This is a genomic window from Stenotrophomonas sp. STEN225 (assembly GCF_056756445.1).
In genome coordinates this window covers 28,098-42,151 of the sequence record NZ_JBRRBV010000013.1, presented here as the reverse complement: position 1 = coordinate 42,151, position 14,054 = coordinate 28,098, and the positions used below count along the sequence as shown (strand labels likewise).

At 66.3% G+C, this 14,054-nt stretch carries 11 protein-coding genes; 3 read left to right on the top strand and 8 right to left on the bottom strand.

The window, feature by feature from the left end; translation table 11 throughout:
- Positions 1–18: 18 nt before the first annotated feature.
- Entirely contained in the window at positions 19–2,049 is a 2,031-nt protein-coding gene (locus tag ACVOJ1_RS13540) for a M3 family metallopeptidase (protein WP_346480540.1), read from the bottom strand.
- A 169-nt stretch (positions 2,050–2,218) separates the two neighbouring features.
- Between ACVOJ1_RS13540 and ACVOJ1_RS13535 the strand changes: the two genes are divergently transcribed.
- A complete protein-coding gene (locus tag ACVOJ1_RS13535; protein WP_197572356.1) occupies positions 2,219–2,623 on the top strand; it encodes a hypothetical protein in 405 nt (134 codons plus the stop codon).
- Between the two features lie 98 nt (positions 2,624–2,721).
- On the opposite strand, the gene ACVOJ1_RS13530 is transcribed toward ACVOJ1_RS13535, so the two are convergent.
- From ACVOJ1_RS13530 to ACVOJ1_RS13510, 5 genes are all read right to left on the bottom strand, one after another.
- On the bottom strand, positions 2,722–3,834 hold the full coding sequence (locus tag ACVOJ1_RS13530; RefSeq protein ID WP_065181781.1) for a PLP-dependent cysteine synthase family protein: 1,113 nt from the start codon (positions 3,832–3,834) through the stop codon (positions 2,722–2,724).
- A 97-nt stretch (positions 3,835–3,931) separates the two neighbouring features.
- Positions 3,932–5,743, bottom strand: coding sequence for a 2Fe-2S iron-sulfur cluster-binding protein (locus tag ACVOJ1_RS13525; RefSeq protein ID WP_346480539.1), 1,812 nt, complete (start codon positions 5,741–5,743; stop codon positions 3,932–3,934).
- On the bottom strand, positions 5,740–6,432 hold the full coding sequence (locus ACVOJ1_RS13520; RefSeq protein WP_065181783.1) for a PepSY domain-containing protein: 693 nt from the start codon (positions 6,430–6,432) through the stop codon (positions 5,740–5,742). The genes ACVOJ1_RS13525 and ACVOJ1_RS13520 overlap by 4 nt, the downstream gene beginning before the upstream one ends.
- Positions 6,433–6,487: 55 nt before the next feature.
- On the bottom strand, positions 6,488–9,202 hold the full coding sequence (locus ACVOJ1_RS13515; RefSeq protein ID WP_346480538.1) for a TonB-dependent receptor: 2,715 nt from the start codon (positions 9,200–9,202) through the stop codon (positions 6,488–6,490).
- A gap of 94 nt (positions 9,203–9,296) precedes the next feature.
- On the bottom strand, positions 9,297–9,704 hold the full coding sequence (locus ACVOJ1_RS13510) for a CopL family metal-binding regulatory protein (RefSeq protein ID WP_197600914.1): 408 nt from the start codon (positions 9,702–9,704) through the stop codon (positions 9,297–9,299).
- A 356-nt stretch (positions 9,705–10,060) separates the two neighbouring features.
- On the opposite strand from ACVOJ1_RS13510, the gene gloA reads away from it, so the two are divergent.
- Positions 10,061–10,579, top strand: a complete 519-nt coding sequence (gloA, locus tag ACVOJ1_RS13505; protein ID WP_193396451.1) for a lactoylglutathione lyase — start codon at positions 10,061–10,063, stop codon at positions 10,577–10,579.
- A gap of 129 nt (positions 10,580–10,708) precedes the next feature.
- Positions 10,709–11,137, top strand: coding sequence for a VOC family protein (locus tag ACVOJ1_RS13500; RefSeq protein WP_053518717.1), 429 nt, complete (start codon positions 10,709–10,711; stop codon positions 11,135–11,137).
- 66 nt (positions 11,138–11,203) lie between these two features.
- Here ACVOJ1_RS13500 and ACVOJ1_RS13495 read toward each other — a convergent pair whose 3' ends face one another.
- Both ACVOJ1_RS13495 and glmS read right to left on the bottom strand, forming a co-directional pair.
- Positions 11,204–11,635, bottom strand: a complete 432-nt coding sequence (locus ACVOJ1_RS13495) for a CBS domain-containing protein (protein WP_346480537.1) — start codon at positions 11,633–11,635, stop codon at positions 11,204–11,206.
- 448 nt (positions 11,636–12,083) lie between these two features.
- A complete protein-coding gene (gene glmS / locus ACVOJ1_RS13490; protein ID WP_253120364.1) occupies positions 12,084–13,922 on the bottom strand; it encodes a glutamine--fructose-6-phosphate transaminase (isomerizing) in 1,839 nt (612 codons plus the stop codon).
- Between the last annotated feature and the right edge of the window lie 132 nt (positions 13,923–14,054).

Below are 14,054 nucleotides of genomic sequence, written 5' to 3'. Positions count from 1 at the left end.
CTCACAGCCGACGTGGGATCAGGCCATGCCCGAATGGCGCAGCAGTGCATCGATCTGCGGCGCACGGCCACGGAAGGCCTTGAAGTTCTCGGCCGCTGGACGGCTGCCCCCGCGCGAGAGGATCTCGTCGCGGAAACGTGCACCGGTCGCGGCCAACGCCTGCGGTGCTTCCTCGAACGCCGCATAGGCATCGGCACTGAGCACCTCGGCCCATTTGTAACTGTAGTAGCCGGCCGCATAGCCACCGGCGAAGATGTGGCTGAACTGATGCGGGAAGCGGTTCCAGGCTGGCGGATGATTCACCGCCACTTCGCCGCGCACGCGCTCCAGCAGTGCCAGCACGCTGTCCTGCGTGGGCTCGAACTGGCTGTGCAGCAGCATGTCGAACAGACCGAACTCCAGCTGGCGGACAGTCGCCATGCCGCTGTGGAAATTGCGCGCGGCCAGCATGCGCTCATACAGCGCACGTGGCAGCGGTTCACCCGTCTCCACGTGCGCAGTCATGCGCTGCAGGTGGTCCCATTCCCAGCAGAAGTTCTCCATGAACTGGCTGGGGAGCTCCACCGCATCCCATTCCACGCCATTGATGCCGGCCACGCCCAGCTCACCAATCCGGGTCAGCAGCTGGTGCAGGCCATGGCCCATTTCATGGAACAGCGTGGTCACTTCATTGTGGCTGAACGTAGCAGGCCTGCCGCTGGCACCGCGACCGAAGTTGCACACCAGGTACACCAGCGGCGTCTGCACGCTGCCATCGGCACGCTCGCGCCGGTTGCGGCAATCGTCCATCCACGCACCGCCGCGCTTGCCCTCACGGGCGTACAGATCCAGATAGAACTGGCCTACCAGCGCGTCCTGCGCATCGACCAGGCGGAAGAAGCGTACGTCCTCGTGCCAGACCGGCGCGCTGTCCTCCTGCACGCGCAGTCCATACAGCTGCTCGATCACCGAGAACAATCCACCCAGCACCTTCGGCTCGGTGAAGTACTGTTTCACCTCCTGCTCGGAATAGCTGTAGCGCGCCTGCTTCAGGCGGTCGGCCGCGAACGCCAGGTCCCAGGCCTGCAGGCTGTCGATGCCCAGGTGGTCACGCGCGAACTGCTCCAGTTCGGCACGGTCTCTGGCCGCGAACGGCTTGGCGCGCGACGCCAGGTCACGCAGGAAGCCCAGCACTTCGGCCGGGTCCTGCGCCATCTTGGTGGCCACCGAGTAGTCGGCGTAGGAATCAAAGCCGAGCAGTGCGGCCAGTTCGGCCCGCAGGGCCAGGATGCGGTCGATGTTGCCGCTGTTGTCCAACGCGTCATCGCCGAATTCGGAAGCGCGCTGCGCGCTGGCCCGGTACAGGATCTCGCGCAGGTCACGATCTTCGGCCCAGGTCTGTACCGGCAGGTAACACGGCATCTGCAGCGTCAACTTCCAACCGTCCCTGCCATCGTTCGCCGCTGCCGCACGCGCGGCAGCCTTCACGTCGTCCGGCACGCCGGCCAGGCGTGCTTCGTCTTCCACGATCAACGACCACGCATCGGTGGCATCCAGCACGTTCTGCGAGAACTTCGCGGACAGCGCCGACAGTTCTTCCTTGATCGCGGCGAACCGCTGCTGGGCGTCCGGCGCCAGCTCCGCGCCCCCCAGGCGGAAGTCGCGCAGCGTATTGTCCAGCACCTTGCGCCGGGCCTCATCGAACGTCCCCGCCTCCGGGCCGGTGGCCAGTGCCTGGTACTGGCGGTACAGCGCCAGGTTCTGGCCCAGCGCACTGGCGAAGCGGGTCACCCGCGGCAGGTTGCTGTTGTAGGCCTCGCGCAGTTCCGGCGTGTTGACCACGCCCTGCAGGTGGCCGACCAGGCCCCAGGCGCGCCACAGCCGCTCGGTGGCATCGTCCAGCGGGACCACGAAGGTGTCCCAGCGGACCGGCTGCACCTGCTCGGCTGCGTTGACGGCGGCCTCGGCCTCGGCCAGCAGCACGTCCAGCGCCGGCGCCACGTGCTCGGGGCGGATCGCCTCGAAGCGCGGCAGGCCGGAGAAATCGAGCAGGGGGTTGGCAGCGGTCACGGCAGATCTCCAGTTACGGGCCCGAGGAGCGGGCAGCCCAGTCGATATGGCGCTGGCCGGAGCCGCAGACAAGGGGGGCGCGCCGATCATTCACGTCGGCCTTACGGGGTCGCGCGGAAGCTCTGGGTGCGGGGGAGTCCGCAGCGGAACATGCCGATAGAGGCCCCACATGGAAGGTCTGGCTCAGGTTGCGACCGCGTTGCCGGTCCGGTCGCTGGCGCTGTCTGCCAGCGCGGAGGAGTTGTCCTGGATCGCCACATTGTGCGATCCCGGCGATGATGCCCGGCGCCATCTGCAGGAGCTGCAGGTGCTCATGCAGCAGGGCGGCATCCTCAACGACGAGCAGGAGTGGTACCCGTTCGAGGTGATCGAACGCGGTGCCCGCCACCTGCACCCGGGGCACGAGCGTGAGTTCGTGATCTGCGTGCTGCTGTGGCTGCAGGCGCTGGCCCAGGACCGCATCAGCAGCCTGGACCCACGGCTGCACCTGGATGATCGCGCGATGGACATCGAGGCGCTGCCTGATGCGCTGCGCGATGCGGTGCTCGACGCGTTCACTGCGGCGGGATACTGATCGGGATGCGCCGCTGCGCTCGCCGGGCTTGGCCCGGCGCTACCGCGATCGACGGGCTCTGGTAGCGCCGGGCCATGCCCGGCGGAGGCACCGCAGGCTTACAGCGCTTCCAGGCTGCAGCACGGCAGCGCAGGCAGGCCCTGACCCGCCACGGCCGCGGCCAGCTGCGCATCGGCACCGTCCACATCGATGCCCTGTCGTGCGTACCACGCCGGGTCGTAATAGCTCTGCGCGTAGCGCTCGCCACTGTCGCACAGGATGCTGACGATGCTGCCGTGGCGGCCGGCTTCGCGCATCCACTGCGCCGCCTGCAGCACACCGATGAAGTTGGTGCCGGTGGAGCCTCCCACGCGCCGACCGAGCTGCCGGCTGACGTGGCGCATGGCTGCCAGGCTCAATGCATCCGGCACCTTCACCATCGCATCGACGCTGGTTGGAATGAAGCTCGGCTCCACCCTCGGTCGGCCGATGCCTTCCACACGGGAGCCACCGCTGCAGGTCAGGTCACGCCACTGCTGCTCGCCCGCCACCGCCGCCTGGTAGCCCTCGAAGAACACCGAGATCTCCGGATCCGCGCAGAGGATGCGGGTGTCGTGCCGCCGGTAGCTGACGTAGCGGCCCAGCGTGGCCGCAGTGCCGCCGGTGCCTGGGCTGCACACGATCCACTCGGGTACCGGGCTGGGCTCTTCGGCCATCTGCTTGAAGATGGACTCGGCGATGTTGTTGTTGGCGCGCCAGTCGGTGGCCCGTTCGGCGTAGGTGAACTGGTCCATGAAGTGACCGCCGGTTTCGCGCGCCAGCCGTTCCGATTCGCAGTTGAGATCACAGGCGCGCTCGACCAGGTGGCAGCGGCCACCATGGAATTCGATGGCAGCGATCTTTTCCGGCGAGGTCGTGGCCGGAATCACCGCGATGAAGGGCAGCCCCAGCAGGCGTGCGAAATACGCTTCGGACACCGCGGTCGAGCCGCTCGACGCCTCGATCACCGGCCGCCCTTCGCGCAGCCAGCCGTTGGCCAGCGCGTACAGGAACAGCGAACGCGCCAAGCGGTGCTTGAGGCTGCCGGTGGGGTGGCTGGATTCATCCTTCAGGTAGACATCGATGCCTTCGAACCCGGGCAGCGCCATCGGGATCAGGTGGGTATCGGCGGACCGGTTGAAATCGGCTTCGATCTTGCGGATGGCCGCAGCCACCCAGGCGCGCTGGGACATGGAACGCCACTTCGGTGAGTACAGCTGGGCATTCTACTCCGCCCGCACCGCTGCAACGGGCGCCGCGGCCGCCCTGCACGGCCACGGCGCCTCCACTTCAGATCTTGAAATCGTCGTATGCGATCCGCTCTTCCGTCACCCCCAGCCGCTGCAGCAGCTGCCGGGTCGCGGCCAGCATCGGTGGTGGCCCGCACAGGTAGAACTCGCAGCCGGAAAGATCCGGATGCCGCTGCAGCAGATCCTCATGGATGGCGTCATGCACGCGCCGGCCAGTTCCCTGCCCGGACCAGACGGGATGCCAGCTGAAGTTCGCGTGCGCTGCCTGCAGGGCCTGCATCTGCGCCATGTAGGGGCAATCGCGGTCGCTGCGGGCACCGTACCAGTAGTGGATGCGCTCCTGCCCTCCCTCGGAAAGCCGATGTTCGATCATCGCCCGCAGCGGCGCCATGCCGGCGCCGGCTCCGATGAAGATCTTTTCCCGGGACACGCCGCTGAGCGCGAAATCACCGAACGGTCCGCTGTAGCGGACGCGATCGCCGGGGCGCAACGAGTACAGATAGCTGGACCCTTTGCCCGGCGGATGCCGCTTGCCCTGCTGCCAGCCGGGGCTGAACCGGGCCAGCAGCACCAGGCGCCCCGCTTCGGCGGCAACCGGCATCGCCAGCGAGTACGAACGACGCACCGCCGCCTTGTTGTGCAGGGTTTCCGGCAGGGCCAACGGTGCCCAGTCCTGCCGGTGTTCGTCCGGATGCCAGAGCGCGGAACGGGGCAACTCGTATTCGGGCACATGCAGCTGCAGGTAGCAGCCGGGTTGATAGAGTGCGTCGGCGGCGTGGTCCGGACGCAGGTGGATCTCGCGCAGGAACGGGGTCACCGCTTCGATCCGCTCGACCGTTGCCTCATGCTCGGTCCACAGGCTGGCACCGCCGGACACCTCGATCTCCATATCCGCCCCCACCTGCAGGTTGCAGGCGAGCCGGCAGCCGACCTTCAGGCGCGATCCGGCCAGGTGCGCCCGATCTGCGGCGGAAGGGGTTCCGGCCTGTCCACGGACCCGGACTTCGCACAGTCCACAGCTCTGCCCGCCGCCGCAGTTGGAGGGCAGGTTCACGCCTTCGCGGGCCAGCGCCAGGTAAACACTGTCCCCCTGCGCCGCAGCCACCGTGCGCAGGTGCGTGCCTCCTGGGGCGAACACTGCCAACTGCCGGCGGCTGCGCCATCGATGTGGAACGAACTCATGCAGGCGGACGCTCGCCAGCAGCAGCCACGCGCCGGTCAAGGCCATCCACAGCCCCCCCAGCCCCATCCCCACCACCAGCGGATTGTTGAAGTTGGCCCGCGCGGCGTAGTCCATGATGTGCAGCATCCAGAACACATCGAACAGCCGCCACGTTGCGGTGCGATGCTCGAGCACCTGTCCGCTGTCGGCGGAGACGTAGACGGTGGTGTCCTGCGCATCGCCGAAGTCCACCCGCCACACCGCGTCGGGATGGCCGCGCGTCTCCAGACTGTGCGCCAGATGCACCGGCGCTGCGGGCACGCCCTGGCCACGGTAGGCGGCCTGCGCGACGCGCAGCGCGATCACCGGATCGATGGTGATGCGCCTGCCATCACGCGCATCGATCACCTCGGTGCCTTCCGCTGACTGCAGTCGATACACCGGCGTCTGCAGCAGCCAGCCGCTGTCCAGGGTCGCGGCCGGCCATCGTGCGGCTCGCAGTGCATCGGCCGGTGAGACGCTGTCTGCCGGCCATGCCGGGGGCGCCGGGGGCGCAGCCCGCTGCGAAGTGCCGGCGATCCGGTCCGGGTCAAGCAGGCTCATGCCCAGTCCACTGCCGAGCCAAACCAGGAACTGCAGTCCGACCAGCACCCCGATCCACCTGTGCAACCGGCGCAGCCACGGCGTCATGCGCGCCTCCTCTGGCCGAAGCTGTAGAACAGCAGCCACACGCCACTGAGACCGAATGCCAGTCCGATCACCGATGCGACGCGCAGCAGGCCATTGTTGACGTCGGTGCGCTGCTCGTAGTCCATGATGTGGAACATCCACAGGAAATCGAACCAGCGCCACAGGCTGTGCCGGCGCGCCAGCAGTTCACCGCTGTCCGGTGACAGGTACAGCGTGGTGCTTCCGCGGTCAGCGAAATGGACGGCCCACATCGGCACCGGTCGCGTCTTCACTTCCGACGGCGCACGGGTCACCCATTCCACCCGCGCGACCTCGCCTGCGCCCTGGTACAGCGCTGTGGCCAGCGCGATGGCGCCATCCCGGTCCAGCCGCGGCAGGCGCTCTCCACTGCGGGCATCGACCAGGAAGCGTTCCGGTCCGCGCTGGACGTCGTAGACCTCACGCTCCAGCAGCCGCTTGAGGCGGAACGACTGCAGGCCGGGATAACGCGCGGCCAGCACATCGACACCGACCCGATCATGCACCGGCGCCAGCGGTTCGCCACGGACATGCGCCAGGTGGTCGCCATGGATCACCTGCAGCGGCACCACGGTCATGTAGACCCCGCTGAGCATCCACAGCAGCGCCTGCACACCGATCACCAGTCCGATCCATTTGTGGGCGCGGCGCGCCCAGAATGCGGGTTTCATCTACCTTGTCTCCCTTGCGGAGCACCCCCGCCGCAGGCGACGGGGGCGCGTGCGATCACCAGCGGTAGCCGATGCGTGCATACCAGCGACGACCGAGCAGGTCGTAGGTCATGGTGTCTGTGTTGGCGTCGGTATAGCTCTGGATGAACGGCGCCGAGCGATCAAAGACGTTGTCCACGCCCAGCGCCACATCCAGCGCCTTGCTGACCGCGTACCTGAGCTGGAGATTGTGATAGAACACCGATGGCGCATGATCACCGATGTCGCCACGCGCGGCATTGATGTCGTCGGCCCGGCCGATGTACTGGGTGGTCCAGGTACCGGACCATTGCCCACGGGACGCGTTCATCGACATCAGTCCACGCCACTTGGCATAGCTGCCACGGCCGCCGGTGATCCTGCCGGCATACGTGATCACCTCTGCTCCGGCATACGGGCGCACGTCATAACGCTGAAGGTAGGAGATGTCGGCACTGATGCTGGCGTCCATGCCCCACGGCTTGAACTCGTAGAGTGCGCCCAGGTCGTAGCCACTGACCTGTTCATCGGCCGTGTTCACCGGCTGCGACGACAGGTAGTTCACTTCGCCGGTGCGCGGGTCCCGGGTGAAGTTGCTGGCGTCGCAGAACGGATGCGCCAGCGAGGGAGTGTTGTAGCAGATGGCCAGCTTGGTGGAACCGGCGATGCGCTGGATCGCGTTTTCGATGCGGATGCGGTAGTAGTCCAGGGTGAGCGTCAGCCCGGGTGCGAACGTGGGTGTCCACACCACCCCGGCGGTGAAGGAGGTCGCATCTTCCGGCTCGAGATCCGCATTGCCGCCGGACGTGGTCAGGATGGTGTTGCCCGGCTGCACGTAACCAGCCGGCACGCCATCGGCCTGGCAGTTCGCACGCACGATCGAGCTGGCCGGCAGTCCGCTCCAGCCACTGCAGGGGTCGGTGGTGGTGAGGTTGCCCTCGGACACGCCACCGAACAGTTCGGGGATGTTGGGAATGCGGAATGCCGTAGCATAGGTGCTGCGCAGCTTCAGCGAAGAGCTGACCTGCCAGTCCAGCCCGGCCTTGTAGTTGAAGTCGCGCCCGAACAGGTCGTAGTCGGACACGCGGCCGGCCAGGTTGAGGTACAGCGAATCTGCGATGACCGCGTCCTGCAGCAGCGGCACCGCCAGCTCCATGTACGCTTCCTTGGCCGTGTATCGCCCGGCGATCGGATCCTGCTGGTTGGTGTTGCCGATGCCGAGCACGGTCAACGGATCCGGATCACGCCAACCGCGCTCCCTGCGCACCTCCACGCCCGCGGCGAATCCCACCCAGCCTGCCGGCAGCTCGAAGATCTGCCCGCTGAGATTGGCGGTGAAGCTCTTCTGCTCGTTTCCGCCGGTATCGCGCGAGGTGTACAGGATGTAATCCAGCACGTCGCGGCTCAGGTCCCCGTAGCCGAGATAGTCGCCGCAGGGAATCGCTGCGCCGGGCGCGGTACTGCACAGGGACCGGTCCAGCGTCTGGTCGACGCGATCGAGGTTGGCGACATTGTCCGAACCATCCACGCCGGTGTTGCGCCCCCAGTTGAAGGCCACCGACCAGTCCCAGCTGGTGCCGAACTGGCCTTTCAGGCCCGCTACCACCCGGTAGGTGTCGGTCTCCTGGAAGAAGTGGCGGGGACCGGCCTCTTCCAGGCGCCGGCGCTGCAGCAGCAGATCCTGCCCGGTGGGATTGGTCGGATGATCGGCGGCGATGTTGATCGGCCGGTAGACGCCCAGCCCACCCGAGGTCGCCAGTTGCCTGGACTGGCGGTTGGTGTACATCGCTTCGATGAACGCGCGTGTGCTGTCATTCAACTGGCTGTCGCCGAACACGCTCAGGCTGAGCCTCTCGATCGGGTTGACCGCGTTGAGCGTGGGATTGCCGTTGTAGTTGTGCTTGGCCGCCGAATAGGGCTCGTAGAAATCGCCGTCGCCTCCGGGCACCTGGTTGAAGTTGACCCGTCGGCCATCCGCCAGCAGTGCACGACCACCGATGGTGGACGAACTGCCGGAGCAGACCAGCCGGCCATCGGATTCGATCAGGCCGCAGGGCGCGCGCGAGGCCATGTTGACCGCGCCGCTGTCGAAGTAGCTGACCGCAGCCATCAGCGAGCCGCGTTCGCTGCTGACGCCCCAGCTGACATCGACGGAGGTTTCCTCGCCGTCGCCCCGGCTGGTCTGGCCATAGCGCACCACCGCTTCGGCACCCTCGAATCCCTGCTTGGTGATGATGTTGACCACGCCAGCCACCGCATCAGCGCCATAGATTGCCGAGGCACCGTCCTTGAGCACCTCCACGCGCTCGATCAGTGAGACCGGAATGACATTGAGGTCGACCGAACTGTTGGCGCCGGTGCCGCCATTGACGATGCGCCGGCCGTTGAGCAGGACCAGGGTCCGGTTGATACCGAGACCGCGCAGATTGACCTGGGTGGTGCCGTAGCCGTTCTCGGCCCAGTACGCATTGCTCTGGCTGCCCGCGAACCCTGCCGAGGCCGGCAGGCGCTGCAGCAGGGTTTCCACCGAGGTGGCGCCGGAACGTTCGATGGCCTCGGCATCGACCACGCTCACCGGGCCGACGCCTGACAGCTGCGCGCGCTTGATGTGGCTGCCGGTCACCTGCACGGTATCCAGCGTGCGTGCCTTCGCATCGGGCGACTGCGCATCCTGCGCGGCGACGGAGTGGACAACGGAGACGCACAGCAGACTGCCGATGGCCGCAGCCATGGCATTGGACTTCAGATACATGTTCTCTCTCCCGCAGGAATACTGTCTCTGGGTGCCCCCTCCACGATTCGGGCAAAGGGACACGACGGCGTCATGTCGACGCGGGGACAGCCGCTCAGGCGATGGGAGGTCGGAATACGCGGGAAAGTTTGCTGGCAGGCAGGATCAGTGCCGGCAGCGCAATGTCCAGCGCGATGCGCGGATGGGCGCTGGGCAGCAGCGGCGATGGCATCGGAGGGTAGAGACTCAACAGGCAGCGGCAGTCGCAGCCGGCCGCATCGACACAGCTGCAGTGATCCTTGTGCACGTCGCCGGCGGCCACCGGCGCCTGATCATGGCGGGTGTGGCCCGACGCCGGTGCCGCGCTGCGCGGTGTTGCCTGGCAGCCCGCAATCGCCCGGCCCGCGGAGCCTGCAGCGTCCCCGCCAGGCAGCGCCATGCGCGTCCCCGCCCACGCTCCGAAGACACCTTCGAAGAGGAGCACGGCCATCAGCAGCAGCGGCAGCCATCGGCGGTAAGGCATGGGACCCCTGAAGACCCTCGGTTATTTGTATATACATACAATCATTAGCGCGGCAGGCAACGGGCTGTCAACCGCCCGCGACGATGCGCGGGCGTCTCGCCATCCCTGCCGGATTCCCCTGCGTCCCACTGCCGCGCCGTACTGCTCTGGTTGCAGGCATTTCACCCGGCGTTGCGGAAGCGCTCATCCCATTGCGGACGCACACCGATTATCCTGCGCTGCAACATGACCCGACGATCCCAGATCGACAACGAGGATGCAAGCGAAGTGCGGGTTCCGGCAACTGCCGGTTTCAGATGCAACTTCCAGCCACTCTCCGCGGGTCATTTCCCCCCATTGCTGACAGGACGCGAATCATGAGCCTTTCTTCCCTCCAACAGGTCCCCGGCGTCGCCGCCCAGACGCCGGCCGAAACCACCGGCTTCGTGTTCAACCACACCATGCTGCGGGTGAAGGACATCACCGCCTCGCTGGACTTCTACACCCGCGTGCTGGGCTACCGGCTGATCGACAAGCGTGACTTCGCCGAAGCGCAGTTCAGCCTGTATTTCCTGGCCTACGTGCCGTCCGGCGCCGTGGTGCCGGAAGACGATGCCGAGCGCCGCCTGTGGATGGCCGGCCTGCCGGGCGTGCTGGAGCTGACCCACAACCACGGCACTGAAGCCCAGGATGGCCCGGTCTACCACGACGGCAACAGCGATCCGCGCGGCTTCGGCCACATCTGCGTCTCGGTGCCCGAGCTGGAAGCTGCCTGCCAGCGCTTCGAAGATCTGGGCGTGCCGTTCCAGAAGCGCCTGACCGACGGTCGCATGAAGAACATCGCCTTCATCAAGGACCCCGACGGCTACTGGGTGGAAATCATCGCCAACGCCTGATCCGGAAAGGGGCACAATTGCCCGGCGGCCTTGCTCCGATATTCATCGCATGGGAAGCAGGCCGCGCTGCGCGCTCGCCGGGCGCGGCCCGGCGCTATCCACACTGTCCCCTTTTCTGTAGAGGTACGCATGGAAACTATGGAACTGCACCGCGGTCGACTGATCGATCACCTGCAGCTGGTGGTGCGCGACCTGCCGGCCAGCCGCCGCTTCTACCAGGCGGTGTTCGACACGATCGGCATTCCGGTTGCCGGCGAAGGGCCGGACTATTTCTGGGCTGACGAGCTGTTCATTTCCACCGCCAGCAGCGAAGCCGCTGCCGGCCAGCTGACCGGACGCCACCACCTGGCATTCCAGGCGCGCGATGCGGCGACCGTCGATGCGTTTCATGCTGCCGCCATCGCCGCTGGCGGCACCGACAACGGCGCACCGGGCGAGCGCCCCTATCATCCGGGCTACTACGGCGCGTTCGTGCTTGACCCGGATGGCAACAACATCGAGGTGGTCTATCACGGCCCGGCGCGCTACAGCGCCGATTCGGTGAAGGTGACGTTCTGATTCCACCGATGCCGTGAACGAAGAAGCCGGGCAGTGCCCGGCTTCTTTCCTTCTACTGCGCCGGCGTCAATGCGCGGCCATGTAGATGTCCTGCAGCACGGCCTTTTCCAGCTCCAGCTCGCCCAGCAGATTCTTCACGATGTCGCCCAGACTGAGGATGCCGACCAGGCTCGTGCCATCGGTGACCATCAGATGACGGCGCCGCGAGTACGTCATCAACGACATGGCCTGCTTCAGGGTGGCCTCCGGTGCGATGCCTTCCAGTCCTGTGGACGGCAGGGTGGAAATCACCCGGCGGCCGGCCTGCGGGCCATCGTCAGCCAGGGTACGCACGATGTCTTTCTCGGAGATGATGCCGACCGGCGCATCATCCTTCATCACCACCAGGGCAGCGATCCTGTTCGCGCTCATCTTGTGGGCGGCGGCACCGATGGTGTCTTCCGCATCGATGGTGATGACAGCTTCTTTCTTGGATTGCAGGAGTTCGCGGACGTTCATTCTTGTTTCCTGTTGCAGGTCACTGAAGTCAAAAAAGTGTGCTCTTCCGATTCGCCCCCTCCCCGGGAACAGACCTTTCAGCGCACGTCTGGCGCACCGGTCTGCCCATGGGGAATGCATCGGCAAGGCGAGGTGCTGCAACGCGAACGAGGCGGGTCCGGCAACGCAACCCGTATCTCGGTCGGCTCGATTCTACGACTGCGACCCTCGGTCACTACCGGCATCGATAGGACAGTACGTCGTGGGAACCTGCCGACGATCCAGAGAATGGCACTGCGGCTGAAACCGCCGCTGAACACGCGCGGTGCCGCGCGTTAAAGATTGATGGCCTGCTGCCGAACGCGGACAGAACACCCTGCGGGTGTCCCACTTGGCGCTGTGAGCGGCGCAAACGAAAGGGGGCCACGTGGCCCCCTTCACCTGCAGCATCCCATGCAGCCGACGGCAGTTACTCCACCGTCACGCTCTTGGCCAGGTTGCGTGGCTTGTCCACGTCGGTGCCACGCGCCAGTGCGGTGTGGTAGGCCAGCAGCTGCACCGGAATGGTATGCACCACCGGACTGAGCACGCCCGCGTGGCGCGGCGTACGGATCACATGCACGCCTTCGCTTTCGGAGAAGTTGCTGTCCTGGTCGGCGAACACGAACAGCTCGCCTCCCCGCGCGCGGACTTCCTGCATGTTGGACTTCACCTTCTCCAGCAGGCTGTCGTTGGGGGCGATCACCACCACCGGCATGTCCTCGTCCACCAGCGCCAGCGGACCGTGCTTGAGCTCGCCCGCCGGATACGCCTCGGCATGGATATAGGAGATCTCCTTGAGCTTGAGCGAACCTTCCAGTGCGATCGGATAGTGCAGTCCACGGCCCAGGAACAGCGCGTTGGATTTGCGCGCGAAGCGCTCGGCCCAGGCCGCGATCTGCGGCTCCAGGTTCAACGCGTGCTGCACGCTGCCCGGCAGGAAGCGCAGCTGCTCCAGATAGTCGGCTTCCTGTGCGGTATCGACGCGCCCATGCAGCTTGCCCAGCACCACGGTCAGCTGGAACAGCGCGGCCAGCTGGGTAGTGAACGCCTTGGTCGAAGCCACGCCGATCTCGGCCCCGGCACGGGTATAGCAGACCAGTTCACTGGCGCGTGGAATCGCGCTTTCCGGCACGTTGCAGATAGACAGCGTGTGCTGGTGGCCGAGCGACTTGGCGTACTTCAGCGCCTCCATCGTGTCCAGCGTTTCACCGGACTGGGAGATCGTCACCACCAGGTGCTTCGGGTTCGCATACGCCGCGCGGTAGCGGTACTCGCTGGCGATCTCCACGCTGCACGGCAGGCCGGCGATGGACTCGATCCAGTAGCGCGCGGTCAGGCCGGCGTAGTAGCTGGTGCCGCACGCCAGGATCTGCACGCCTTCGATGCCCGCCAGCACCGCCTCGGCATTCCTGCCGAACAGCTCGGCCGGGAAGCCACCGGCGTCGATCGCCGCCTCGATGGTGTCACCCAGCGCGCGCGGCTGCTCGTGGATTTCCTTCTGCATGAAATGGCGGTAAGGGCCGAGTTCCAGCGAGGCCAGCGACACGTCGGACAGGTGCACCTCGCGCTGTACCGGCTGATCGTGCTCGTCGAAGATGCGCACGCCCTCGCGGCGCACCTCGGCGGTGTCGCCTTCCTCCAGGAAGATCACCTTGCGGGTGGCCGAGATCACCGCCGAGACATCGGAGGCAACGAAATTCTCGCCTTCGCCCAGGCCGACCAGCAGCGGGCAGCCCATGCGTGCGCAGACGAAGCGCTCCGGCTCGGCACGGCTGACCACGGCCAGTGCATAGGCGCCGGTGAGTTCCTTCACGGTGCGCTGCAGCGCCACCAGCAGATCGTCACCGCTCTGCAGATGATGATGGATCAGGTGGGCGATCACTTCGGTGTCGGTCTGCGACTCGAAGGTGTAGCCCAGCGCGCGCAGCCGCTCGCGCTGTTCTTCATGGTTCTCGATGATGCCGTTGTGGACCAGGGCCACGCCCTGGCTGATGTGCGGATGCGCATTGGCCTCGGTGACGCCGCCATGGGTGGCCCAACGCGTATGGCCGATACCCAGCTGCGCATTGAACCCCTCGGCGGCGGCGGCAGCGGCCATCTCGGCGACCCGGCCGGTGCGGCGGACGCGGTGCACGTCAGGGCGATCGGTCGCGTCGATCACCGCGATGCCTGAAGAATCGTAGCCGCGGTACTCCAGTCGCTTCAGACCTTCGATCAGCACCGGCACCACGTCGCGATCAGCGATCGCTCCCACGATTCCACACATGTCACGCATTTCCTTGAAGACGGTCGCGGCATTCTAGCGTGCGTGTCCGGTTTCCCCCTCCTGTCCGCTTAATGAATGTGTCCGCACAGGTGTCCGCGGACACCCGGACACCGCCACTCGAATTGCAACCTA